This is a genomic window from Rhizobium sp. 05L419 (assembly GCF_056397845.1).
The window spans coordinates 100,092-125,383 of the sequence record NZ_JBFTOF010000007.1 but is presented as its reverse complement, the minus strand read 5'-3'; the positions used below and the strand labels follow the sequence as shown (position 1 = coordinate 125,383).

Sequence of the window (25,292 nt, the reverse complement as noted above, 5' to 3'; positions counted from 1 at the left end):
TCCTTCAGGCGACAGCAGGCGGCGACGTTTCCTGCAACAGTGTCCGCAGCCTCTCAATATCGTTGGAAAGCGGTCGATCGTCGTCATAATGCGCAACGGCCTTGCGGGCGAGCGCATGAATAACGTCGGTACCCTCAGCACGCGATCCGGTCTTGACCAGGAAATCGTGGGCCTGGGCCGCAGCCATCAGCTCTATCGCCAAAATATACTCGGCGTTGTCGATCACCGAGAGCAGCTTGTTTGCCGCAGCGGTCGGGTGGGCAAGGAAATCCTCCTGCAAGGCTGACGTCAGCCCGCCGTCGGTGGAAGCGGGCGCGGCAAGCCGGCGGTTCTCGTTGCTGAGGGCAGCTGCGGTATACTGTGCGATCATGAAACCGGAATTGCTGCCAGCATCGCTGGCGAGGAATGGCGGCAGGGCGCTGACGAGCGGATTGATCAGCCGATCCATGCGCCTCTCGCTCATCGCCGAAATCTGCGCAATTGCGATTGCCAGGCTATCCGCTGCCTGTGCAAGTGCTGGAGCAACCGCGTGCGCCTCGGACGAGACGACCGGGTTCTCGGGCGTTCCCGACACTGCCGGATTGTCCGTCACCGAAGCAAGTTCCCGATCGACCACTGCCGCCGACGTGTCGAACACGTCGCGGGCCGCGCCATGGGCGTGCGGTATCGAGCGCAGGCTAAGTGCATCCTGGGTGCGCCGCCCCACCGCAGCGGCGATGAGACCACTGCCTTCCAGGCGACGGCGCAACGAGGCACCGACCTGTGCAATGCCACGCGACGGACGAAGCGCAAGGACGGCCTCGTCGAACGCGGCCGTCTGGCATCCGGCTGCCTCAAGCGTCAGCGCGCCGATGGCATCCGCCCAGTCAAGAAGCTGCTCGGCCCTTGCGAGCGCGACGCTCGACAAACCGGTGGCACAAGCCGTGCCGTTGACGAGGCTCAACCCTTCCTTGGCTCCAAGCACCAGGGGCGTAAGGCCGATCGAACCCAATGCCTCGAGGCCGCTCATCCGCCTGCCAGCAACCAAGGCGCTGCCTTCGCCGATCAGGACGAGCGCCGTATGCGCGTTGTGTGTCAGATAGCCTGCCGAACCGCGTGATGGCACGTCCGGAATGCAGTTCTTTGCCAGGAAGGCAGCGAGGTGGCGCAGGACGTCGGGCCGCACGCCGGAATGGCCGTGCGCAAAATTGGCAATCTGCGCTGCGATGATGGCGCGCACTTCCCGCGGCGCCAGGAGGTCGCCCACACCGCAGGCATGGCTGAGGACAATATTCCGTGACAGCCGGCTTTGCGACGCGCGGTCGATGACGGTATCGGACAAAGCGCCGACACCGGTGTTTACGCCATAGGCACGAATGCCTGTTTCAACGATGCGCTCGACGATCCGGCTGGCGCGATCCACACGCKCCCATGCCGCAGGCGAAAGCGCAAGCGAGTGCCCTGCCCCGATCCGCGCCACGTCGCGCCAACCAAGCACGGTCTCGATGATGACGGTCATTGGCCGCTTCCGAAATGGCCGATGAACTGGCGAAAGGCCGGCGACCCGCCACCGCCGAACATCTCATCGGGCGTTCCGCTGCTCTCCACAAGGCCCTCCTTCATGAAGACAACGCGGTTGGAGACATTGCGGGCGAAGCTCATCTCATGCGTGACGACCAGCATCGTCATGCCCTCCTCGGCGAGCGCGCGCATGACACGCAGCACCTCGCCGACAAGTTCGGGATCGAGCGCCGAGGTTGGCTCGTCGAAGAGCATGACCTTGGGCTTCATGGCAAGCGCGCGCGCGATCGCCGTGCGCTGCTGCTGCCCGCCGGACAGATGTGCCGGATAGGCATGGCGCTTGTCGGCAATGCCGACCTTCTCCAGCAGTGCTTCTGCCTCGACAATGCAGTCGGCGCGCGCGCGCTTCAGAACGTGAACCGGCCCTTCGATGACGTTTTGCAGGATCGTCATGTGGGACCAGAGGTTGAACGACTGGAACACCATTCCGAGTTCGGAGCGGATGTGATCCACCTGCTTCTGGCTTGCCGGCCGGCTCTTGCCGCCCTTGTGCACCATGCGGATTTCTTCGCCATCCACCCAGATCTCGCCGTCGCTTGCGGTTTCCAGCAGATTGATGCAGCGAAGGAAGGTCGATTTGCCCGAGCCGGACGCACCGAGCAGGGAAATGACGTCGCCATCCTGCGCATCCAGAGAGATGCCTCGCAGGACTTCGTGCGTCCCGAAGCTCTTGCGGATGTTGCGAACGGAAAGTCGTGTGACACCTGGCATGAAAGCTCCAATCGTGGTCGTTTCGCTGCTACGCCTTCAGCGCCGGCGGGGCCGCGCGGCGATGTCGCGAGAGCGAGTATTCCAGCAAGGACATGGCCTGCAGGATGATGAAGTTGAGAACGAGATAGATGATGGCGGCGCAGAGGAAGACTTCCATCGTCCGGTAAGTCTGCGAAATCAGGCGCTGTGCCACCCCGGTGACTTCCCAGACGGTGACCAGGCTGGCGAGCGCCGTCGATTTCATCATCAGCACGATCTCGGTCGAGTAGGCCGGCAGCGCGTGACGGAAGGCAATCGGCGCCAGAATGCGCCGAACGAGGAGCGGGCCGGACATGCCGATCGAGCGTGCTGCCTCGATCTCGCGCGGCGAGACCGCGCGAATGCCGCCGCGGAAGATCTCCGCCGAATAGCCTGCGGTGCACAGTGCCAGCGACAGTACAGCGCAGACGAAGGGCTCGCGCAGGAACGGCCAGAGGAACGAGTAGCGGATGAATCCGAATTGACCGAGGCCATAAAACACCAGGAACATCTGGATCAGCAGCGGCGAACCACGGAAGACGAAGATGTAGCCCTTGGCGACCGCCGAAAGCACCGGATTGCCACCGACACGCATCCAGACGATCAACAGTCCGAGAATGCCGCCGAAGAAGACCGCGACGGAAAACAGCGCCAAGGTCATCGGCACGGCCTTAAGCAAGGTCATCATGGTCTGGGTKAGAAATGCAAAATCCATTCTACGATCCTCAAGCCTTGCCCATGGCCGCGGTCGGCATGCTGCGGTTTGCCCGCCGCTCTGCTCCGTTGAAGACGCGATCAGACAGGCTGGTCAAAATGAGATAGAGCGCGCCGCCGACGATGAAGAACAGGAAGTACTGCCGCGTTGAGCCTGCCGCCACCTGGCTGGTGCGCATCAACTCGGCAAGGCCCGTGACCGAGATCAGCGCGGAGTCCTTGAGGCTGAGCTGCCAGACATTGCCAAGGCCCGGGATGGCGAAGCGCAGGACCTGCGGAATGATGATGCGACGAAAACGCAGGCTTTGCGGCATGCCGATCGCCGAAGCGGCCTCAAGCTCGCCTTTCGATATTGCCTGAAAGGCACCGCGGAACACCTCTGCCTGATAGGCGCCGGAAATGATACCGACCGCCAGCGCGCCGGCGAGGAAGGACGGCAGACCGAGGAAACCCTCGTAGCCCATCGCTTTGCCTATGGAGGTGATCGCAGACGAGCCGCCGAAGTAGATGAGATAGATGATCAGGAGTTCCGGCACACCGCGAAAGACGGTCGTGTATACATTGCCCAGCGTGGCGAGAAGGACGCTTCTGGACAGTTTCGCGGCGGCGACCACCGCTCCAAGGACTGCGCCGATTGAAAGCGCGGTTGCCGTGACGCAAAGCGTCATCAGGGCCGCCAGCAGAAGCAAGGCACCCCATCCAGTAGAGCCGAATCCAATCAATTCCAGTGTTGCCATACCCCGTGTCCCCGCGCCCGCCACTTTCTCGACGGTGTCAGAATAGCATGCGGTCCCCGGCAGCAAAGCCGGAGACCGGGACCCCCGGCTTTCGCCGGTCGAGCGTTATTGCGGACTGACGTCGACCTTGAACCACTTCATGGAGAGGTCCTTCACAGTGCCGTCGGCGAGCGCCGATTTGATAGCCTCGTTGAATTTGTCGCGCAGATCGGTATCCGCCTGGCGAATACCAAGGCCCTCGCCCTCACCCCAGATCGACCCGACGATTTCGGGACCGGTAAATGCCAGTGCATCGTTTGCGGACTGGAACGCGTTGGCGAAATAGACCGCATCGTCGAAGCCGAGATCGATACGTCCGCTCTGCAGGTCGAGGTCGCGGTCAGCACCGGTCTTGTATTCGCGGATATCCGCTATGTCGCCGAAATTGTCATAGACGAACTTCGCGTAGACGGTGGCCGCCTGGATGCCGATGGTCTTGCCCTTAAAGGCCTCCTTGAGCGCGTCGACTTCCTTCACGCCGGTCTGGCCCGGCGTCATCTTGATCGTTGCGCCGGTCCCGGCCGCATTTGCGAGCGGGCTATCCTTGGCGGTCGCAAACGCTGCCGGTGTTGCGGCATAAGGAATGGTAAAGCCGATGACTTTCTTGCGATCGTCGGTGATCGACAGCGCATCCATGATCACATCGAACTTGCCGGCATTAAGTGCCGGGATCATGCCATCCCAATCGGACGCGACGAGCTTGCAGTCGATCTTGGCGCGCTCGCAGAGCACCTTGGCGAGTTCCGGTTCAAAACCGCCGAGCGAGCCGTCGGCATTGGTCATATTCCATGGTGCATAGGCACCCTCAAGTGTGATCGTGGCAGTCGTCCAGTCCTTGGCAGCAACCGGGGCTGCAAAGGCAGAGAGCGCCATGGCGCTTGAAAGAAGAAGCGTGCTGAATTTCATCGAAGGATCTCCTCTGAAGTTACAATTGGCCTTGCGGCTGGATCGACCGGTCTCCGCCGGCTTGCCTGCCCACTTCCAAAGAAGGTGATCGGCAGGTTGTATAGGGTACCATATGAGATATTTTATGATATGCAAGAGGAAAGTCGGTTTATCGGGCGAATTCCGTTCGTGCAAAAGGAATAGGCAATGAAGCGTCCTGGCGAAATGAAGCGTGAGCTGGCGCAGAACGATACCTCACCGCTCTATGCCGGTGTCAAGCAGATGATTCTAGACCGCATCCATAGCGGCGAGTGGCCGCCCAAGCATCGCGTGCCCTCGGAGAACGAGTTGGTCAGCGAGCTTGGCGTCAGCAAGATGACGGCCAATCGCGCCCTGCGGGAACTGGCAACAGAGGGGGAGCTTGTGCGCATCCAGGGCGTCGGCTCATTCGTTGCCGAGCGCAAGGGCTATTCGGCGCTTTTTGAGGTCCGCAACATCGCCGACGAGATCGCTGAGCGCGGCCACACGCACGAGGCGTCAGTCGTCATTCTTGCCCAGGAAGCAGCCTCTCCGGAGGTCGCAGACGCGCTTGAACTCGACATCGCGGCGCCTGTCTTCCACTCCCTGATCGTCCACAGCGAAAATGGTGTGCCAGTTCAGATCGAAGACCGCTTCGTCAATCCGGCAGCCGCGCCCGACTACCTTTCGCAGGACTTCTCCTCCCTCACCCCCAACGTCTATCTGACGGCTGCAGCGCCGCTCAGCGGCTCAGAACACATTGTGGAGGCGGCCATGCCCCAGGCCTGGGAATGTAAGTTGCTGACCATCCTGAGGAGTGAGCCGTGCCTGACGATCCGCCGCCGAACATGGTCGGAGCGGCATGTCGTCTCCACCGCACGGCTTGTCTATCCTGGCTACCGCTACCGCCTGGAGACCCGAAGCGGCAAGGTTTTTGAGGAATAATCCACCGAGGTTGTATATGGTACCTATGCCGTCGTCCTTGGGCATAAGGATTCGTCGCCGCTTCGGGCGGCGGGATTTTTCACCGCGACGGCGCGTCGGATTGGCACACTGACGGCGGTCCGCCGACGCCGCTCAAGCGGCGTCCGGACGATGGAGCGTTTTCACCTCCAGGAAATCTTCAAGGCCGAACATGCCGCCCTCGCGTCCATTTCCTGATTGCTTGTAGCCACCGAAAGGGCTGCCGTAGCGGTGCGGCGCACCGTTGATATGCACCATGCCGGCGCGAAGCCGGGCAGCGACGCGTTCTGCACGCGCCGGATCACCGGTCTGCACATAGGCGGCCAAACCGTAGTTGGTGTCGTTGGCGATCGTGATCGCCTCCTCTTCGGTCTCGAACGGCATGATCGCCAGCACCGGACCGAACACCTCTTCGCGGGCAATCCGCATCGAGTTGTCGACATCGGCGAAGATGGTCGGCTTGACGAAATAGCCGGTTTTAAAGCCGTCTGGCCTGCCGGGCCCCCCGACAAGCATTCGCGCGCCTTCGGCGATCCCGGCCTCGATCAACGCCTGCACGCGTTTGAACTGGACGTCGCTGACCACCGGTCCGATGTGCRTACCTTCTTGTGCCGGGTCGCCGACCGCGGCCTCGCGACCGACGCGCTCGGCGATCTCGACCGCCCTTTGATAGACCGACGCCTGGACCAGCAGCCGGGTCGGCGCATCGCAGGACTGGCCGGAGTTATTGAAGCACTCAAGGACGCTGCCGGTGATCCGATCCTCAAGATCGGCATCCTCGAAGACGATATTCGGAGACTTGCCACCGAGCTCCAGCGTAACGCGCTTGACCGTTTCGGCCGCGTCCCTGCTGACTGCGATGCCTGCACGTGTCGAGCCGGTAAACGACATCATGTCGACGTCCCGGTGCCTTGACAGTGCCGCGCCCGCAGTGACACCGTCGCCGTTGACAAGATTGAAGACGCCCGCAGGAAAGCCCGCCTCATCGATCATCTCGGCATAAAGCATGGCATTCAACGGCGTAAATTCGGAGGGCTTCAACACACAGGTCGAGCCCGTAGCCAGGGCCGGAACGACCTTCAGCGCGATCTGGTTGATTGGCCAGTTCCAGGGTGTGATGAGGCCGCAGACACCGATCGGCTCGCGCAACACGACGTCGCCATTTCCCAGCACCTGGCGCGCCTGGAGGCGCTTCAGGGCATCTATGAAGCCTTGCAGATGGCCGACGCCGACGTCGGCCTGTTGCTCGCGGCTCATGGTGATCGGCGCCCCGAGTTCCAGCGTGATCGTCTGTGCCATCTCGTCGTAGCGACGTTTATAGATCGCGAGCAGCGTCTCCAGCAGCGCCAGGCGCTCCTCGACGCTGGTACGGCTATAGCTTGGAAACGCCGTCTTCGCAGCCGCAACGGCGCGGTCGATATCGTCGGCTGTCCCCATGGAAATCACGGCTACGGGCCGCTCGGTCGCCGGGTTCAAGACTTCAAGGTCATTTTCGGCAAGTGGGGCTACCCATTCGCCGTTGATGTAGAATTTCCGCTTGTCTCGCATTTGCTGCCCTCCTCAATTCGCGTTTGTCTTGTCGGTAAGCCAGTCGGTGATCAACTGCCGGTATCGCTCGCCGCTGAAGCTCGGAAAATGGCCGCCGTGGACGACCCGGGCAGGAATTTTCAAAAGCCGCTCCATCGTGGCGAGATAGTGCTCCGCATTGGAATGGTAGGTGTCTTCTATGAGTGGTCCGTCGTAGAGAATATCGCCGGAAAACAGCGTTGCCGTCTTCTTCTCCCAAAGCGCAATGCCGCCCGGAGAGTGGCCAGGGGTGTGGATGATTTCGAAGCTCCTGTCGCCGAGGTCGATCACATCACCCTCTTGGAGGATGCGGGTCGCAGGCGCCTTTTTAACCGCGTAGCATTTGGAGCAATAGGGTTCGGGAGGAAGGGCGCTGAAGATGTCGTCGGCAACATAGGGATCGGCGAGCGTGTTCGTTCGGGTGGGGTTTGAAAGCAGGTCGGCTTCGGCCGCATGCACGGCGCGGCACTCGAACTCGTGATGACACCCGATATGGTCGAAATGGGTGTGGCTTGCGACAGCGATCAGATCGCGCTCAGTGACGAGCGGCACCCATTCGCGCAGCGAAACAACGCCCATGCCGCTGTCGACCAGCATATCGCGATCTCGTCCGCGCACATGCCAGATGTTGCAACGGTAGAACTCCTGAATGTAGGGCTCAGAGATCGCAGTGACATCGTCGTCGAGACGCCGGACCGCATACCATCTATCCGCGCTGATGCGTTCCATCGGTTCAGTGTCCGCGACTTGGCGTCGGTAGGGCGACGACACCTGCAGCGTTGACAGCGAGCGCCACATTTTGGCCCACAGCGACATCGGCCGACTGGGGCATGTGTGCGATGATCGCGAGATCCGGCACCTGCGCGGACCTCAAATGACAACGGTGATGGGTACCGAAAAAGGCGGCGCTCGTCACGGTGGCATCGCCGAGCGCTGTCAGCGTCTCGCTTGCTTGGCCGCCGCGGCGCAAGTGCTCCGGGCGTATGCATAGGGTTACCTTCTGCCCTTCTGCCGGCGGCGCGGCCGTGAAATTCTGCCGTGCGAGGTCGATCCGTCCAAGCGCTGTTTCCACCTGCGCATCGACTGCATCCAGCGACCGGACTGTGCCCTGCAGGAAATTGACTTCGCCCATGAAGGCGGCGGAAAACAGCGAGCGCGGGTGCATGTAGATGTCGGTCGGCGGCCCGAAATCCTCAATACGGCCCTGGTTCATCACCACGATCCGGTCGGCAATCGCCATCGCTTCTTCCTGGTCGTGGGTGACATGGACGAAGGTCGTGCCGACACGCTTTTGGATCGCCTTCAGTTCGTCCTGCATCTGGCGACGCAGTTTCAGGTCAAGCGCACCAAGCGGTTCATCCAGCAAAAGCACGTCGGGATCCACGGCAAGCGCACGCGCAAGCGCCACGCGCTGACGCTGGCCGCCGGAAAGCTCATGCGGTTTCTTCTCGGCCGCGGCCCTGAGGCCGACGAGGTCGAGAAAGCTCTTCGCGCGCACCTCACGCTCGGCCTTGCCGACACCGCGCATCCGCAAGCCGAAGCCAACATTCTCCTTTAGTTTCATGTGCGGAAACAGCGCGTAGTCCTGGAACATTGTCGTCGTCGGCCTGCGTGCCGGCGGCACGTTGGTCATCTCCCTGCCGCCAATCGCGATCCGTCCCTTGGTCGGCGACAGAAAGCCGCCAAGGATCGACAGAAGCGTGGTTTTGCCGCATCCCGAAGGCCCAAGCAGCACGATGAACTCGCCAGCGGCGATATCGAGCGAAACGTCATCGAGTGCGGTGAAACTGCCGAATGTCTTGGTTGCGTTGGCGATCGAAACCGGGGCGGTCATGATTTCTTGGTCCTTCCGAACAGGCACAGCTCCAGCACGATCAGCACCATGACAGAGACGAGGAACACCAACGACCCGATGGCATTGGTCTTCGGATTGAGACCAGAGCGCAAGAGGCTCCAGATCTCGACGGGGAGCGTGACGTCAAAGCGCGACAGCAGGAAAGCGATGATGAACTCATCCCAGCTGAAAGTCACCGAGAGGAAGAAGGAGGCAAGCAGCGACGGCATCAGCATGGGCGCCGTGATCAGCATCATGACCTTCATATCATTGGCGCCGAGGTCGCGGGCAGCCCGTTCGATGTTGATGTGGTGGTCGCCCATCGACGCGTAAATAATCGCAAAGCAGAGCGGCAGGTTGATGACCACGTGCCCGATGCCGACTGTCCAGAGCGACAGCCCGATGCCCAGCGTGTTGAGGACCGTGAGCAGCCCCAGCGCGATGATGAGATAGCTGACCGTCATTGGCGCGATCAGCAGACCACGCTGCCATGCCGAGCCGGGCAGCTTGTAGCGAGCAAGTGCATACGCCGCCAGGAACCCGAGCAGGCAGGCGACGAACGAGGAGATCGTCGCGACAAGGAAGGAATGCAATAGCGCCGCCATGAGCTTGCGGTCGGCAAAGACCGCTTCATACCACTGCAGGGAAAAACCGTTGAACGGCGGGACGGGCAGACGTCCGTCCTGGAACGAGAAAAGCACCAGCACCACGACTGGCAGGAAGATGAAGGCGAAGATCAGGCCGGCATAGGCCATTGCCAGCCATGTCGAGATTTTGTTGGCTGCCATCACGCCCTCTCGATCTTCAGCCAGCGGGCACAGGCAAGATAGGCTGCGGTGACTACGAGCATCAGGATGATCGACAATGCTGCGGCCATCGGAAAATCGGCGCGGCGCCCGAGCTGCAGCATGATGATCTGGGGAAGCACGAGTTCATTGTTGCCGCCGAGAATCTGCGGCGTGACGTAGTCGCCGATGCACAGTACGAATGTCAGGAAAGCGCCCGTCATGATGCCTGGCAGCGTCAGTGGCAGGACGACATGCCAGAAGGTCTGCAACGCGTTGGCGCCGAGGTCGGCCGCCGCCCGCCTGTAGTTCGGCGACAATTGCACGAGATTGGCATAGATGGTCAGCGTCAGAAGCATGACGAAGAAATGCACGAAACCGATGACAGTGGCCGTGCGATTGCTGGCAAGTTCAAGCGGCTCGCTGATCAGGCCGCTCTGCATCAGGGCCTGGTTTATCACTCCATTGCGGGAGAGGACCAGCAGCCAGGAATAGGAACGAACGACATAAGACGTCCAGAATGGCAAAACAGCCAGTATCAGTGCTGCTCGCTGGAACCGTTGCGGCACGCGCTCGGCAATGATCCAGGCAAGCGGATAGGCTAGCAGAACGGAAAGGATCGTGACGACGACGGTGATTTCAAGCGAGTTGGTCAGGCCCTTCAACAGAGCGTCCTTCTCGAAGAAAGCAATGTAGTTGCCGAAATTCCAGACGCGGACAATCGAACCGCCTTGCTGTGCCCAGAGGCTCATCGCCGCCATGAGGAGAAACGGCGCTACGAAAAATGCAATCGTCCAGACAAGTGCGGGAGCGACGAAACCCCAGGCCTTGCGTTGCTCTGTATCGTCAAGAGAAAGGGTAGCCATGGTCAAGGCTCCGTCCTCCCTCTCCCCTTTCAAGGGGGAGGGTCATGGTGAGGCACATTCGGGTAAAATCAGCCCGTCAATTCTGAAGCATCTCGGTCCACACGTCCTGCATCTTCGTGTCCAGTTCGGCACTCGGGATCGGATAGAGCTGCGTGCGCTTCAAATAGTCCGCCTGCTCGCTCCAGCGCAGTGCCGTCTTCTGCTCGCCAGTCAGGTGTTCTCCGGCCTTGGCGTTTGCAGGCATCGCCCAGTAGCACGACGAGGTTGCAAGCCGTGCCTGCCCTTCAGGGCTGACGATATACTGGACGAACTTCAGCGCCAGATCCTTCTTCTTGGAATCCTTCATGACGCCGATAGACTGCGCCCAACGCACCGCACCCTGATCCGGAATGACCCAATCGAGATTGGGCTTGTCCTTGACCAATCCGGCCGTCAGCCATTCGCCCCCGCCAAAGACGATATCGACCTCACCGGTCGCGAGCGCTGTTTGCGAGGAGACGACGTCGCTCACCTGTTTTGAATTCTTCTTCAGCGCGAAGAGCTTTTCCTTGATCGCCGGCAGATCCGCTTCCTTGAGATCGGCCGTCGCCTTGCCGAGATCGATTCCCGTCAGGCCGATCATCGGCAGATAGTAGTCGTAAACCGCAATGCGGCCCTTGTATTTGTCCGACCACAGCTTGGACATGTCCCTCATGTCGGCCGGATCGACTTTGCTCTTGTCGTAGGAGACGGTGTTGTATCCGAACTTTTCGGTGACTGCATATGTCTTGCCATCGCGCGTATTGTTGTCCTGCATGCGCACTTGCGGGAAGATGTCGGCATTGGGTAGTGCATCGGCCGGAATGTCGGCAAGAATGTTCTTGTCCACCGCGCGCTGCACATCGACCCCATCGATCACCAGGACGTCCCAATCCCCAGGCTGCGACTGATCGATGATCGAGAGGCCCGCACCTGTCCCCTCATATTCCTTGAGGTTGACCTTGACGTCGTTCGCCTTTTCGAAGGGCTCGATCAGCGCCGGGTCGGTGTGGTCGCACCAGACGAGCGCATTCAGTTCCTCCTGCGCCAAGACCGGCGCTGCAGAGAGAACGGCTGACGCCGCGCCGAGCGACAAGGCGGCGGCCGAAGACAAAAATTTGCGCGCGAAGGCGCCCTTGCGAACGTGGATCATGATGTTGCCCTCTGGTCGGTGGCGCTCATTTCGGCGCCTTCAGGAAAAAGATTGAATGAGTTCATTTTTTAAGTCAATATGAATCTTGAGGGCATTCATAATTTGAGAAAGTCGGGAATGACGGGACTGCGCGCAAAGCAGAAAGCCGATCGGAATCGCCGCATCCTGGAGGCAGCGACAAGCCTGTTCCGCAACGTCGGATACGATAGCGCTCGCATTGAGGACATCGCCGAACAAGCAGCTGTCTCGGTCGGAACATTCTACAACTACTATCAGAACAAGGGCGACATTCTGGTCGCCGCAGTCTCGATGGAAGTCGAGGAAGTCCTTCAATCCGGGAAGGCAATTGTCGAAAATCCGCCACCGGCAACACTCGAGGCACTGCAGGCACTGATCGACCAGTATTTCGACCATTCGCTGGTCTATCTGAGCAAGGAGATGTGGCGTACGGCGATGGCAACCTCCATTCAGCAACCCGACAGCCCCTTCAGCCGCCGCTATACCGAACTCGACGGTCGGCTTTGCGACCAGGTTTCGATGCTGGTCCAGAAGCTGCAACTGCGCGGCGTGGTCATGCCGGGTATTGATGCGGTTGCCGTTGGGCAGATGGCCTTCAACAACCTCAACATGATGTTCATCGAATTCGTCAAGGACGAGGCGATGACGCTGCAAACGCTGAAAGAACGCGTCGCGCGGCAGAACCGACCGCTCGCACTGCTGATCAGCAGCCCCAGAATTCAATAAAAGACGGGAGACTTTGGGATGGAACAACAGCAACATGCCGTTCTTGCGGCTGCCGAGCGCCTTGTCGACGCTTTCGGGCGCCATGACCGCGACGGCTATTTCGCCGCCTTCGCGCCGGAAGCCACCTTCATTTTCCACAATCTGGACCGGCCGCTGCGTAGTCGCGCCGCATACGAGGCCGAATGGCAGCTTTGGGAAACACGGGACGGATTTCGTGTCCGGGGCTGCCGCTCCACCGAACCGCATGTTCAAATCGTCGGGCCAGTCGCCATTTTCACTCATCGTGTGGAAACCGATCTCGTCGTCGATGGTGCGTTGGCGACAAACACCGAAAGGGAGACGATCGTGTTCGAGAAGCAGGCAACGGGAGATTGGCTGGCAATCCACGAGCATCTGTCGCCCCTGTCGTGAGTACCGCCGCGCCGGCCCGTAACACATATTGCGATGCAAGGTCATTGGAAAGGAAGAGACGAATGGTTGATCTGAAGACGAACCTGGAAGATCTGCGCCGGAAATTCGCCGACAGCGCCGAATTTTTCGACCCGCGGTTTCGCCGCGTGGCCGAGAAGATTTTCAGGGGCGGCACGCGTGCGGCGCCCTATTCCGGCATTTCGACCTTCGCAAGCCTTCCCTACAAGGAGGTGAATTTCGCCGCCCCGGATTTTGGCGACCTGCAGGTTGCCGCGATCGGTATTCCGATGGATCTCGGCGTCAGCAATCGGCCGGGTTCGCGTTTCGGCCCCCGGGCCGTTCGCAGTATCGAGCGCATCGGTCCCTACAACCATGTCCTCGACTGCGCACCTGCTTATGACCTGCGTGCGGCCGACGTCGGCGACGTGCCCTTTGGGAGCCGATATCGGCTCGAACAGTGTCATCAAAACATCGAGGCGGTGATCACAAAGATCGTCGAGGCCGGCGTCATTCCCGTCTCGGTCGGCGGCGACCATTCCATAACGCACCCGATCCTGAAGGCAGTCGGCGCCAGACGGCCGGTCGGCCTGATCCATATCGATGCGCATTGCGACACCGGCGGCCCCTTCGATCAGACGAAATTCCATCACGGCGGGCCGATGCGAAACGCGGTTCTGGACGGTGTGCTCGATCCTACAAGGACCATACAGATCGGCATCAGGGGCCCCTCGGAATACCTCTGGGAATTTTCCTATGAATCCGGAATGACGGTCATTCATGCCGAAGAGGTTACCGGCATGGGCATTGCGGCGATCATCGAGAAGGCGCGGCAGATTGTCGGCGACGGACCGACCTATCTGTCGTTCGACATCGATAGCCTTGATCCTGCGTTCGCTCCCGGCACAGGGACACCCGAAATCGGCGGACTGACAAGTCGCGAGGCGCTGGAGCTGCTTCGCGGCCTCAAGGGCCTCAACTTCGTCGGTGCCGATGTGGTGGAAGTCGCCCCGCAGTACGACAGCACCACCAATACCGCCCAGGCCGGCGCGCAGGTGCTATTTGAAATCCTCAGCCTTCTGGTGTTCAGCCCTGCACTCGCGAAATGAGCCTAGACACTGCAGATCGATTGGAAATGCGCTGCCAAGGGGCTGCATACGGCGCCTTGTCAGCGCGCGCTATTGTCGCAATGCACGAAAAAGACGTGGAATTCATTTAACGGCCTTGGCGATTGGCCACGGCGACTGCATAATGCTGATTCTACGAATATCGCGGCTGATCGGCATCAGACTGTCTCGAACTTCGTGTAAGCATTTGGAACACAAGCTGGTCTGACGCGTTTACCTTACGCGAGCCGACGTGCAGCGATCCCGTCCTAACAACCGGCCGCGGGAGAGCACGATGCAAAAGAGCGAATGCGACGTATTCGATCTGTTTTCAGAGATCTATACGAGCGCCGCGCAAGAAGAGCTTAGCCTCCAGGAATACCTCCTGGCCTGCCGTGATGACAAACGAATGTATGCCACCGCGCAGGAGCGCATGGTGGAAGCCATCGGCGAGCCTACATTGATCGATACAAGCGCCGAGGAGCGTCTGGGACGGATATTCTCCAACCGGACCGTAAAGGTCTATCCGTCATTCGCAGACTTCTACGGAATGGAAGACACCATTGAGCGTATCGTCGGCTATTTCCGCTACGCGGCGCAAGGTCTCGAGGAACGCAAGCAGATTCTCTATCTTCTCGGCCCTGTTGGCGGCGGAAAATCCTCGCTTGCCGAGCGGCTGAAGAAGCTGATGGAGCGCTTCCCGGTCTACACACTGGCCATTGACGGCAAGATCAGCCCTGTCTTTGAATCCCCACTCGGCCTCTTCCACCCGGAGCGAATGGCGGACCTTCTTGAGGACAAGTACGGGATCGCGCGGCGGCGGCTCACAGGGCTGATCTCACCCTGGGCAACCAAAAGGCTGGACGAAATCGGCGGCGACATCTCGAAATTCAGCGTCGTCAAACTGATGCCGTCCCGCCTTCGCCAGATCGCCATCGCCAAGACGGAACCTGGGGACGAGAATAATCAGGACGTTTCGGCACTGGTCGGCAAGGTCGATATCCGGCAGCTGGAGAACTTCAGCCAGGCTGACCCAGACGCCTACTCCTTTAGCGGGGGTCTCAACCGCACGACGCAGGGTCTTCTCGAATTCGTCGAGATGTTCAAGGCGCCGATCAAGGTTCTGCACCCGCTGCTGACGGCAACTCAGGAGGGAAGTTACAACGGCACCGAGAATTTCGGTGCATTCCCTTACCAGGGGATCGTTGTCGCCCACTCCAACGAGTCCGAATGGCTCCAGTTCAAGAACAACAGGAACAACGAAGCCTTCCTCGACCGAATCCTCGTCGTGAAGGTGCCATATTGCCTGCGCGTGACCGAAGAGCGGCTGATCTACGAGAAGCTGTTGCGGGAAAGCGAACTGGCAAAAAGCCCCTGTGCGCCGGAGGTGCTGGAGAATCTGAGCCGCTTCACGGTCGCGACGCGGCTTGCGCGCCACGAGAACTCGCCACTTTATACCAAGATGCGCGTCTATGATGGCGAGAACCTCAAGGATACTGACCCCAAGGCGAAATCCGTACAGGAATACCGCGATGCTGCCGGGGTCGACGAAGGCATGACCGGGATCAGCACGCGCTTTGCCTTCAAGGTTCTGTCCGAGACCTTCAACTATGACACCAAGGAGGTTGCGGCCGATCCGGTTCACTTGATGTACATCATGGAGCAGGCGATACGGCGCGAGCAGTTTCCCAAGGAGATAGAAGCAAGCTACCTCGACTTCATCAAGTCGGAGCTTGCCGCTCGCTATGCCGAGTTCATCGGCCACGAAATCCAGAAGGCCTATCTCGAATCCTATAGCGAGTATGGACAGAACCTCTTTGACCGCTACATCGCCTATGCCGATGCCTGGCTCGAAGATCAGGATTTCAAGGATGCCGACACCGGGCAGATCCTCAACCGCGAGATCCTCGACAGCGAACTGTCCCAGATCGAGAAGCCCGCCGGCATTGCAAATCCAAAGGACTTCCGCAACGAAGTGGTGAAATTCACGCTACGCGCGCGGGCAAAGAACCACGGGCGCAATCCCTCGTGGACAAGCTACGAAAAGCTGCGCGAGGTTATCGAAAAGCGCATGTTCGGTCAGGTCGAGGATCTGCTGCCTGTCATCAGTTTCGGATCCAAGAAAGACAGCTCGACGGAAAAGCAGCATGCCGAGTTCGTTCAGCGGATGACCGAGCGCGGCTATACGGCGCGCCAGGTCCGTCGGCTCGTCGACTGGTACATGCGCGTAAACAAGGCCGGTTGACGATGCCGAAACGAGGGATTGGCAGATGCCGAATTTCATCGACCGCCGGCTTAACCCGAAGGACAAGAGCCTCGGGAACCGGCAGCGTTTCCTGAACCGGGCTCGCGAAGAACTGAAACGGGCGATCAAGGATCAGATCAAGTCCGACAGAATTGTCGATGTGGACGCCGCTCACGGCGTACCCATGCCGACGCGTGGTGCAGGCGAACCGACCTTTCGACCCTCCCCCGGCAGCGGCATCCGCGAACATGTTCTTCCAGGCAACAAGGAATATTCTGCCGGTGACCGCCTTTCGAAGCCGGAGAGCGGGGCCGGCGGCATGGGCCATGGTGCTGGTTCGGGTGGAAGCGACGATGAATTCCAGTTCGTGCTGTCGCGAGAGGAGGTGCTTGACCTCTTCTTCGAAGATCTGGAGCTCCCCGATATGGTGAAGCTGAACCTGAAGGAGACGGTCACCTTCAAGTCGCACCGGGTTGGCTTCACCACCGCCGGCACGCCGACGAACATCAATATCGGTCGGACCATGCGCAACAGTTTCGGCCGGCGCATGGCTCTGCAGCGGCCGAGCGAAAGGCAGATACAAGCCGTTGCCGACGAGATATCGGTGCTCGAAGAGGAGGCTACCTCCCTGGAGGATAGCCGTCGCCTCAAGGCCCTGCGTGAAGAGCTGGAGGCGCTGGAGCGTCGGCGCCGGCGTATCTCCTACGTTGATCCCGTCGACGTGCGCTTCAATCGATTTGAACGCCAACCGGTGCCGAATGCAAACGCTGTGATGTTTTGCCTGATGGATGTCTCAGCCTCGATGGGAGAACGCGAGAAAGATCTCGCCAAGCGTTTTTTCGTGCTGCTGCATCTCTTCCTCAAGCGTCGCTACGAGCGGATCGATATCGTCTTCATCCGCCACACCGACGAGGCCCGGGAGGTTGACGAGGACACTTTTTTCTACAGCAAGCAAAGCGGGGGCACGGTCGTTTCGACCGCGCTGGAAGAGATGCTGCGGATTATCGAGGAGAGATATCCCGCCGGACTCTGGAACATCTATGCGGCCCAGGCATCCGATGGGGACAACACCAGCGGCGACTCCGAACGCTGCGCAGCCCTTCTTCGCGGGCAACTCATGAAGCTTTGCCAATATTATGCCTATGTCGAGATCATCGACGAGCGCGAGACGGAGATATTCGGCTCGACCGACAACGGCACCTCGCTCTGGCGCGCCTATCGTACGGTCGATGGCGACGTGCCTAATTTCCATATGGCCCGGATTGCGAGGCCAGCAAACATCTATCCCGTCTTTCGTAAACTCTTTAGCCGCCAACCGGGCGGGCGTGCGCGCAACTGAGGGACCACCGACATGGCGAAACGCGCGAGCGCAGGCCTTCTGTTTCATGGATCCGACTGGAATTTTGCGACGCTTTCCCGCGCCTATGAGGCCATAGAGACGATTGCGCTCGACGAGATGGGGCTCGACATCTATCCCAATCAGCTTGAGATCATCTCGTCCGAGCAGATGCTCGACGCCTACTCCTCGGTCGGCATGCCGCTGATGTACCAGCACTGGTCGTTCGGCAAGCGCTTCATCTTCGAAGACCACCTGTACCGGAAAGGCCAGCGCGGGCTTGCCTATGAGCTGGTGATCAACTCCAATCCCTGCATCACCTATCTCATGGAAGAAAATACCATGGCCATGCAGGCGCTCGTCACCGCCCATGCTTCCTTTGGTCACAACCATTTCTTCAAGAACAACTATCTGTTTCGCCAGTGGACGGACGCGGGCGCCATCCTCGGCTACATGGACTTCGCCAAGAAATACATCGCCAAATGCGAGGAGCGGCATGGCATCGTGGCCGTGGAGGCGATCCTCGATTCCGCCCATGCGCTCATGGATCACGGCGTATTCCGCTATCGCCGCCCGCCCCGGCTGTCTTCGGAGAAAGTTAGGGAACGTGCGCGCGAACGCCTGGAATATGAAGAGCAGAGCTACAGCGACCTGTGGCGAACGCTGCCGCTCGCAGCCGAGAGCAGGGATCCGGAAGAAGCAGAACGCAATGCCTCCGAGCGGAAGAAGATTTTGAACCTGCCTGAGGAGAACCTGCTCTACTTTATCGAGAAGCATAGCCTGATCCTCGAACCCTGGCAGCGTGAGATCCTGCGGATCGTGCGTGTCATCGCCCAGTATTTCTATCCACAGCGCCAGACAAAGGTGATGAACGAGGGATGTGCCACATTCGTGCACTACACCATCATGAACCGTCTCTTTGATCAGGGAAAAATAAGCGAAGGCAATATGCTGGAGTTGCTGCGCAGCCATTCCAACGTCGTCTTTCAGCCTTCCTTCGACGACCCGCGCTTTTCGGGGATCAATCCCTATGCGCTCGGATTTGCAATGATGCAGGACATCGAGCGCATTTGCACGAATCCGACCGCCGAAGACCGCGAGTGGTTTCCCTCGTTTGCGGGCAATGGCGACTGGCGCAGTACCCTGCTGGATGCCTGGGCGAACCATCGCGACGAGTCCTTCATCCTGCAATATCTAAGCCCGGCTATGATCCGCAAATTTCGCCTGTTTTTGCTGTCCGACGTCGCAACCGACAACTATTGCGAGGTCTCCTCCATTCACAACGAGCGCGGCTATGCAGCGGTCCGCGCAGCGCTCGCGCGCAGCTATGATGTCGGAGCCCGGCAGCCTGACATCCAGGTCGTCGACGTCGACCTTCTTGGCGACAGGCAACTTCGGTTGAAGCACATCGTCAAGGATGGCCTTCGCCTCGAGGAAACCAGTCGCGATGCCACGCTGATGCATCTTCGTCATCTCTGGGGGTATGAGGTCAGTCTGGAAGGCGTCGATGGGGCAACCGGCGCAATGCTGTACGAGTGTTCGACGGGGTGATATTCGAGGCCGATCTCGTATCATGCCGCTGCGCTTCGTGGAGAATTGTGCGGTCGCACGCCGCTTCCGCTAGCGCTCGCAAATGGGTTGTCCTGGTCGTCGCGGCAAGCGCATGTCCCGGTCGAAAACACAACCTTATGGCGACTGCTCGCCCGGTCAGCAAAACAAAAAGTTGACGCGGCGACATCTGGCCTGTATGTCTGGACACATCGATACTTTGTTTGCCGATATTTGTTTTTGCTGCGCTTCGCGCGTCGTGACGAACTTCCCCTCTCAAAAGTCGAAAAATGCCCGCTGCGCGTCGCTCAGCGGTGGTTAGCTATCGCCATGAAAGGGTTCGTTATGAACACTGGTACAGTTAAATGGTTCAACGCCACCAAAGGCTTCGGCTTCATTCAACCGGATGACGGCAGCCCGGACGTGTTCGTCCATGTGTCTGCTGTTGAACGCGCAGGCATGAGATCGATCGTTGAAGGACAGAAGCTCGGTTTCGAGCTTGAGCGCGACCAGAAGTCGGGCAAGATGTCCGCCGGCCAACTCCAGGCCGCTTAAGTCATTGCTGCCCATGACCACGGATGTACTGGCATGGAAGCACAAGGTTGTGAAAGGTCAGGCATCTGTCTGACCTTTTTTCGTCGAGATCCCTTTGCATGACTGTGGTATCCATGGGGCTAACGACTGGACAACAAGTTGCGCATCAGCTGCGCTCCGTTAAAAATCGAACAAGGAACACACGTTGAGACACCCGAACGACAATGGCTTTGCAGAACGTCGCAATGCCGCGGCAGTCGCGAAGAAGCAACTGCTGGCGAAGTTTGAATCCGCGCCGAAACCGACCGACCCCGAGATGCAGGAGCGGCTTGCCGCCCGTGTTGCCTTGGCCAGCGCCAAGGAAGCCCGTCGTGCCGAGCGCGAAGCCGCCAAGAAGGCGGAAAATGAGCGCCTCCTGGCCGAGGCCGCGGCGCTCGCAGCCGCCGCGCAAGCTCATGAAAAGGCTGAGGCTGAGGCCCGAGAAGCTGAAATCAATAATCGCATTTCGCGCGTTGTCGCTGACGAAGCCGCACGCAAGGCCGAACGGGATCGTCGCTACGCGGCGCGCAAGGCCCGTCAAGGCTGACGATTGATATATGCGGGACGGTGCAAGCGGGTCTTTTCGGCCGCGCTGCATATCCAGCCAAAAGCGGATCGATTTTCATGAACGCCCACGCCTACGCAACTGTGGCACCTGCCGAAGACAACGTCGCAAGCTGGCTGAAGATTCTTTCAGCCTATCGCCAGCCACGCATGGGACGGAGCAGCTTCGAGCTTGTCGTCACACTGCTTCCGTTCATCGCATTCTGGGCCGGCGCCTACATCTGCGTTTACAAGGGTTTTTGGCCTGGGTTGGTGTTGATCGTTCCGGCCGCCGCCTTCCTGCTGCGCCTGTTCATGATCCAGCACGATTGCGGACATGGCTCCTTCTTTGGACGCCGGCGTCTCGATGACTGGACAGGCCGCGTCCTTGGCGTACTGACTTTGACGCCCTATGACTATTGGCGGCGAAGCCACGCCGCCCATCACGCAACAGCCGGAAATCTGGACGAGCGCGGTATCGGTGACATCACCACGCTGACGGTCGCTGAGTATCGTTCGCTTCCCAGATCGAAACGGCTCGCCTATCGACTTTACCGGCATCCACTCGTGATGTTCTGCATTGGCCCGGCCTGGATCTTCCTCTTCAAGCAGCGCCTGCCCTTTGGGATGATGCGCAATGGCCCGTCACCATGGATTTCCACCATGGCCACCAACGCTGCCATCGCCCTGCTGACCGTCGCTGCAATATGGGCGGTCGGACTGGTGCCGTTCCTTGTGGTTCATCTCCCCATCGTACTGCTCGCAGGAGCGGCCGGAGTGTGGCTGTTTTACGTTCAGCACCAGTTCGAGGAAACGCACTGGTCAAAGGACGAAGAATGGCAATTCCCGCAGGCCGCACTGCACGGCGCCTCGCACTACGACCTGCCGCTGGTGCTGCGATGGATCACCGGCAACATCGGGGTTCATCACGTGCATCACCTTGCGAGCAGAATACCCTATTATCGGCTCCCCGAGGTCCTTCGTGACCATCMGGAATTGGCCGATATCGGCCGCATAACTTTATGGGAGAGCCTGCAATGTGTTAAGCTCGTGCTCTGGGATGAAAAGAGCCGAAAGCTCGTGTCCTTCCGCGATGCCGCCAAAGCAGCCACGACCGCCTGACGACCAAATCCGCGCACGACCGCGCGCGCCCCAAGCGCAGCCGGTCGCCAAAACTAACTCTACCCGTTCCAAGGATCTAACATTGACCCCGATTACGCTTACGCCGATCCAAATTAGAGGTCTAAAACTCGCCATGGATGGGGATCTCTTTCCCCAGGACGCGAAGAAATGGACACACCTGAATGCTGTCGTCACCTATGCAAAGACCGACAGGTTTAAGGAACGGCCGCAGAAGGTCAAATTTCTAAGCACGAACACCCTCACCGAACTGAGGGAAGCCGGCTTTGTGCAACCTCTCGACCCTGACGCAGAGATGGAACGGACGGCACACAGCATAACCATGGCTGGTAAAATCTGGCTTCTGAAAAACAAATAGCGGCTTCAAGCGATTGAGGATCGAAGCTCCCGACCGCGGGAGCTTCCGCCGCCATCCCATCGTGCCTTCGGCATCCGGTGCCTTTGCCGTCAGTTAACCGATCTGCATCATATTTGGCAGACACTGAAATGCGGCAAACTGAGGCCACGGCCCGGCGTTGCGTGCGTGCAGGTCCGGCGGGTCAAAAATGTATGAGTATTGCATCATTGGGGGCGGTATCGTGGGCTTGGCGGTTGCCATGGCGCTGCAGGAAAAAACGCCTGGCGCAACCCTAATCCTGCTCGAAAAGGAACCGAATATTGCCCGCCATCAGACCGGGCACAATAGCGGCGTCATCCACGCCGGTATCTACTACGCCCCGGGCTCGCTGAAAGCGACGTTGTGCCGTGAGGGAGCGAATGCAACCAAGCGGTTCTGTGCCGAAAATGGCATCCCCTTTGAAACCTGCGGCAAGCTTCTCGTGGCAACCAACGATACGGAAATGCGCCGCATGGACGGCCTCGAAGAGAGGGCCCGGCAGAATGCGATCGAATATTCCCGGCTCTCGAAATCGCGCCTGAGATCGGACGAGCCTGATATCGCTGGCCTAGGTGCCCTGCTCGTGCATTCCACGGGCATCGTTGACTACACGGCAGTATGCCGGGCAATGGTGATGCGCGTCGAGGCGAACGGCGGCGAAATCCGGCGCGGGGTCGAGGTATCGGCCATTCACGAAAACGAGGATGGCGTGCTGGTCGAAGGCACCTCGGACCGCATCGAGGCCCGAAGGCTGGTTGCCTGCGCTGGCCTCCAGTCCGACCGTATCGCGTCGATGGCGGGCCTGCAAATCGATCATCGGATCGTTCCTTTCAGGGGAGAATACTATGTCCTCTCGCCATCCAAGGCGCGCGTTACCCAACGCCTCATCTATCCGATCCCCGACCCTGATTTGCCGTTTCTCGGTATCCACCTGACACGAACGATCGACGGTGGGATGACAGTCGGTCCCAACGCGGTTCTGGGCTTCGCCCGGGAAGGGTACGCGAAGGGAAGCTTCGCTCTTGCCGACGTCGCAGACATGATGGCGTTCACGGGTTTCTGGAAGATGGCTATACGCAACTGGCGTTCAGCGATGACCGAATTTGCCAATTCGGCCTCGAAGGCCCGCTACCTCAAAGAGTGCCAGAAATACTGCCCCTCTCTGACCATCAACGATCTGACAGCACCCCAGGCGGGCATTCGCGCCCAGGCTGTCATGTCCGACGGCAGCCTTGTGCATGACTTTCTCTTCAAGCAGACAGAACGAATGCTCCACGTTTGCAACGCGCCCTCCCCGGCTGCGACCTCTGCCATCCCGATCGGGCGTATGATCGTCGATCGCCTGCTCGGCAGCTGACGATCGTCAGCAACGGTGCCCGCGGCTTCCTCAAGCAATTGAAGCCGTCAGGCCATAGTGGGAGTGACGCCGCCGTCGACGCGCAGTGCCGCGCCATTGGTGGCCGAAGAAAGTGGGCTTGCTACATAGGCCACAAGGCTGGCGATTTCCTCTGGCTCGATCAGCCTCTGCAGGAGCGAAGTCGAACGATGCTTGGCAAAGAACTCCGCTTCCACGTCCTGTGCCGAGGCACCGGGACTGCTCGACAATCCCCGCAGGAAATCAACGATCCCTTCTGAACGTGTCGGCCCAGGCAGAACGGAATTGACTGTTACTTTCGTCCCCTTGGTCAGCTCCGCCAAGCCGCGCGATACCGCCAGCTGCGCGGTCTTTGTCATGCCGTAGTGCACCATGTCACTTGGTGTCATGAGCCCAGACTCGCTCGAAACAAAAATGATACGACCCCAATTTCGCTCGATCATGCCACCGAAGTAGGCCCGCGCAAGACGAATCCCGCCAAGCACATTGATCTCGAAATAGCGCCGCCAATCGTCATCGGAAATCTCCGCGAACCGCTTAATCTCGTAGATTCCGAGATTATTGACCAGAATGTCGATCGCGGGGACGGCCTTCAGCAAGGTCAATGCGCCCACTTCCGTTGCCAGGTCGGCCAGAATGGCGGTGACATTGCCACGGGCTGATACACCAAGACTTTCCACCGCTTCATCAAGCTTGGCCTGCGACCGTCCAGTAATGAAAACCCTCGCGCCTTCGTCTGAAAGAGTCCTTGCGATCTCAAGGCCGATCCCGGCCGTCGAGCCCGTCACCAGGGCTGTTTTGTTCTTTAGTTGAAGATCCATCTCAATCATCCTCGTTGCGTGTGCGTGGAGCACATTGTTTCGATGAACACGACATAACGACACGAACGCCAACAAGAATAGGCATTCTTACCAATGGTCTCTTGCGATTATCACCAACAAGTGGCGCAATCTCTACGCGCTGGTGTGCAGGGGCTTGGCCGCTAGCACCCAGTCACTGTTGGACTGAAAGCGACTGCTTCAATCGTGTCCGCACCCTTTGGAACTGCGCCGGATCAAGTCGAAATCTTGCCAGCCGCTGGCGCCCCGTGTCAGGCAAAACAAGCAGGCCGAGCGTAAACGCGAAGTGCATAATTCTTCGAAGAAGACCCTGATGTTCCCGCCGCATGGCCGCCAGATAGGAAGATGCGAGCCCCCAATCAGGACGTCTGCCAGACGCAACTATTCCGAGCATCTTCATTTCCAGGACATAGCCATAGTCGTCACGAAGCGTCATCTCATGGCGCAGGCCACGCGCATTGATAAGCTCCACCAAATGCCGGAGCCGCCCCTGAAATCGGTCGACATATCCGTTCATTCGTTCGCCGGTCAGTGTCGAGAACGACGACAGGTTCGTACTATGGATCCTATATTTCCCCAGCGGTTTATCTATTGAAACGACATTGCCGACAAAAGGAGCCAGCAGGTAGGGCACACCGTCAATGGCCCGCTCATAGCTGAGGTCGCCGAGATCCTCGTAGACGTCACGACGGTAGACGTTGCCGGACGTCGGCGGCGTATTGTAATAGCCTCGGCGATTTATTGACTGGATCAGGGAGACCGAGCTCTCCGTCGCCGTCAACTTTGGAAAGGCTTCGCCGATCGGGTTTCCCGTTTGGTCGATCGGCAAGAGCATAAACTGAATCTTCGACACATCCGGTCGTAGATGCGTCGCAATGTGCTGAAACGCATCAGGCAAAAGGAGATCATCGGCGTCCAGGAAGTGAACAAAATCGCCCTTGGACAGCGAGAACCCCGTTAGCGAACATCCCAAGGCCCCTCGATTTTCGGTCCTAAGAGCGATGATCCTGCCCTGGTATTCCTGAATTCGTTGCCAGGACTGATCTGTCGAACCGTCATCGACGACGATGACCTCGAAATTTGAATATTTCTGCTGAAGCGCGCTATCGATGCACTTTCGAATAAACAACTCGTAGTTGAAGCAAGTAATTATAATACTGAGAAGAGGAGCTTCCGTGTGCACTACACACCT

The 25,292-nt window shown here is 59.3% G+C and carries 25 protein-coding genes; 12 read left to right on the top strand and 13 right to left on the bottom strand.

Annotation, left to right across the window (positions count from 1 at the left end):
* Positions 1-4: 4 nt before the first annotated feature.
* The 5 genes from AC1DMK_RS11715 to AC1DMK_RS11695 form a co-directional block, all read right to left on the bottom strand.
* Positions 5-1,498 carry an HAL/PAL/TAL family ammonia-lyase gene (locus tag AC1DMK_RS11715; protein WP_477859118.1) on the bottom strand — a complete coding sequence of 498 codons (1,494 nt, stop codon included), beginning with the start codon at positions 1,496-1,498 and terminating at the stop codon, positions 5-7.
* Positions 1,495-2,271, bottom strand: coding sequence for an ABC transporter ATP-binding protein (locus AC1DMK_RS11710; RefSeq protein WP_477859116.1), 777 nt, complete (start codon positions 2,269-2,271; stop codon positions 1,495-1,497). Before AC1DMK_RS11710 ends, AC1DMK_RS11715 begins: the two co-directional genes overlap by 4 nt.
* A 28-nt stretch (positions 2,272-2,299) precedes the next feature.
* Positions 2,300-3,004: an ABC transporter permease subunit gene (locus AC1DMK_RS11705; protein ID WP_037061890.1), complete on the bottom strand. Its 705-nt coding sequence runs from the start codon at positions 3,002-3,004 to the stop codon at positions 2,300-2,302.
* A 10-nt stretch (positions 3,005-3,014) separates the two neighbouring features.
* Positions 3,015-3,740, bottom strand: a complete 726-nt coding sequence (locus AC1DMK_RS11700; RefSeq protein WP_037061892.1) for an ABC transporter permease subunit — start codon at positions 3,738-3,740, stop codon at positions 3,015-3,017.
* A gap of 105 nt (positions 3,741-3,845) precedes the next feature.
* Positions 3,846-4,685: a transporter substrate-binding domain-containing protein gene (locus AC1DMK_RS11695; RefSeq protein WP_037061894.1), complete on the bottom strand. Its 840-nt coding sequence runs from the start codon at positions 4,683-4,685 to the stop codon at positions 3,846-3,848.
* Between the two features lie 186 nt (positions 4,686-4,871).
* On the opposite strand from AC1DMK_RS11695, the gene hutC reads away from it, so the two are divergent.
* The gene (gene hutC / locus AC1DMK_RS11690; RefSeq protein WP_037061896.1) at positions 4,872-5,627 is read left to right on the top strand and encodes a histidine utilization repressor; all 756 of its coding nucleotides are present in this window, start codon (positions 4,872-4,874) and stop codon (positions 5,625-5,627) included.
* A 132-nt stretch (positions 5,628-5,759) separates the two neighbouring features.
* Here the strand turns inward: hutC and AC1DMK_RS11685 are convergent, their stop codons facing one another.
* From AC1DMK_RS11685 to AC1DMK_RS11660, 6 genes are all read right to left on the bottom strand, one after another.
* Positions 5,760-7,193 (bottom strand): aldehyde dehydrogenase family protein, encoded by a 1,434-nt coding sequence (locus AC1DMK_RS11685; protein ID WP_477859113.1) that lies wholly within the window; start codon positions 7,191-7,193, stop codon positions 5,760-5,762.
* A 12-nt stretch (positions 7,194-7,205) separates the two neighbouring features.
* The gene (locus tag AC1DMK_RS11680; protein ID WP_037061899.1) at positions 7,206-7,940 is read right to left on the bottom strand and encodes an MBL fold metallo-hydrolase; all 735 of its coding nucleotides are present in this window, start codon (positions 7,938-7,940) and stop codon (positions 7,206-7,208) included.
* 4 nt (positions 7,941-7,944) lie between these two features.
* Positions 7,945-9,045: an ABC transporter ATP-binding protein gene (locus AC1DMK_RS11675; RefSeq protein WP_477859112.1), complete on the bottom strand. Its 1,101-nt coding sequence runs from the start codon at positions 9,043-9,045 to the stop codon at positions 7,945-7,947.
* Positions 9,042-9,833 carry an ABC transporter permease gene (locus tag AC1DMK_RS11670; RefSeq protein WP_477859110.1) on the bottom strand — a complete coding sequence of 264 codons (792 nt, stop codon included), beginning with the start codon at positions 9,831-9,833 and terminating at the stop codon, positions 9,042-9,044. The genes AC1DMK_RS11675 and AC1DMK_RS11670 overlap by 4 nt, the downstream gene beginning before the upstream one ends.
* Positions 9,833-10,696 (bottom strand): ABC transporter permease, encoded by an 864-nt coding sequence (locus tag AC1DMK_RS11665; RefSeq protein WP_477859108.1) that lies wholly within the window; start codon positions 10,694-10,696, stop codon positions 9,833-9,835. Before AC1DMK_RS11665 ends, AC1DMK_RS11670 begins: the two co-directional genes overlap by 1 nt.
* A 76-nt stretch (positions 10,697-10,772) precedes the next feature.
* Positions 10,773-11,867, bottom strand: coding sequence for a polyamine ABC transporter substrate-binding protein (locus AC1DMK_RS11660; RefSeq protein ID WP_477859106.1), 1,095 nt, complete (start codon positions 11,865-11,867; stop codon positions 10,773-10,775).
* A gap of 117 nt (positions 11,868-11,984) precedes the next feature.
* On the opposite strand from AC1DMK_RS11660, the gene AC1DMK_RS11655 reads away from it, so the two are divergent.
* The 11 genes from AC1DMK_RS11655 to lhgO all read left to right on the top strand — a co-directional run bounded on the left by AC1DMK_RS11655 (position 11,985) and on the right by lhgO (position 23,243).
* Positions 11,985-12,611 carry a TetR/AcrR family transcriptional regulator gene (locus AC1DMK_RS11655; protein ID WP_037061904.1) on the top strand — a complete coding sequence of 209 codons (627 nt, stop codon included), beginning with the start codon at positions 11,985-11,987 and terminating at the stop codon, positions 12,609-12,611.
* Positions 12,612-12,629: 18 nt separating this feature from the next.
* Positions 12,630-13,022 (top strand): nuclear transport factor 2 family protein, encoded by a 393-nt coding sequence (locus tag AC1DMK_RS11650; RefSeq protein ID WP_037061905.1) that lies wholly within the window; start codon positions 12,630-12,632, stop codon positions 13,020-13,022.
* Between the two features lie 62 nt (positions 13,023-13,084).
* Positions 13,085-14,128 carry an agmatinase gene (gene speB, locus AC1DMK_RS11645; RefSeq protein WP_477859104.1) on the top strand — a complete coding sequence of 348 codons (1,044 nt, stop codon included), beginning with the start codon at positions 13,085-13,087 and terminating at the stop codon, positions 14,126-14,128.
* A 292-nt stretch (positions 14,129-14,420) separates the two neighbouring features.
* A complete protein-coding gene (locus tag AC1DMK_RS11640) occupies positions 14,421-16,370 on the top strand; it encodes a PrkA family serine protein kinase (RefSeq protein ID WP_037061908.1) in 1,950 nt (649 codons plus the stop codon).
* 25 nt (positions 16,371-16,395) lie between these two features.
* Positions 16,396-17,709: a YeaH/YhbH family protein gene (locus AC1DMK_RS11635; protein ID WP_477859101.1), complete on the top strand. Its 1,314-nt coding sequence runs from the start codon at positions 16,396-16,398 to the stop codon at positions 17,707-17,709.
* Between the two features lie 12 nt (positions 17,710-17,721).
* A complete protein-coding gene (locus AC1DMK_RS11630) occupies positions 17,722-19,257 on the top strand; it encodes a SpoVR family protein (RefSeq protein ID WP_477859099.1) in 1,536 nt (511 codons plus the stop codon).
* A 342-nt stretch (positions 19,258-19,599) separates the two neighbouring features.
* Complete coding sequence (locus AC1DMK_RS11625) at positions 19,600-19,809, top strand: cold-shock protein (protein ID WP_037061912.1); 210 nt, start codon at positions 19,600-19,602, stop codon at positions 19,807-19,809.
* A 184-nt stretch (positions 19,810-19,993) separates the two neighbouring features.
* On the top strand, positions 19,994-20,374 hold the full coding sequence (locus AC1DMK_RS11620) for a DUF6481 family protein (RefSeq protein WP_080725493.1): 381 nt from the start codon (positions 19,994-19,996) through the stop codon (positions 20,372-20,374).
* A gap of 77 nt (positions 20,375-20,451) precedes the next feature.
* On the top strand, positions 20,452-21,492 hold the full coding sequence (locus AC1DMK_RS11615) for a fatty acid desaturase (protein ID WP_477859098.1): 1,041 nt from the start codon (positions 20,452-20,454) through the stop codon (positions 21,490-21,492).
* Positions 21,493-21,625: 133 nt separating this feature from the next.
* Positions 21,626-21,868, top strand: a complete 243-nt coding sequence (locus AC1DMK_RS11610; RefSeq protein ID WP_051973997.1) for a hypothetical protein — start codon at positions 21,626-21,628, stop codon at positions 21,866-21,868.
* 187 nt (positions 21,869-22,055) lie between these two features.
* Positions 22,056-23,243 (top strand): L-2-hydroxyglutarate oxidase, encoded by a 1,188-nt coding sequence (gene lhgO, locus AC1DMK_RS11605; RefSeq protein WP_477859096.1) that lies wholly within the window; start codon positions 22,056-22,058, stop codon positions 23,241-23,243.
* 47 nt (positions 23,244-23,290) lie between these two features.
* Here the strand turns inward: lhgO and AC1DMK_RS11600 are convergent, their stop codons facing one another.
* On the bottom strand, positions 23,291-24,082 hold the full coding sequence (locus tag AC1DMK_RS11600) for an SDR family NAD(P)-dependent oxidoreductase (RefSeq protein WP_477859408.1): 792 nt from the start codon (positions 24,080-24,082) through the stop codon (positions 23,291-23,293).
* A 172-nt stretch (positions 24,083-24,254) separates the two neighbouring features.
* The gene (locus AC1DMK_RS11595; protein WP_477859094.1) at positions 24,255-25,283 is read right to left on the bottom strand and encodes a glycosyltransferase family 2 protein; all 1,029 of its coding nucleotides are present in this window, start codon (positions 25,281-25,283) and stop codon (positions 24,255-24,257) included.
* Between the last annotated feature and the right edge of the window lie 9 nt (positions 25,284-25,292).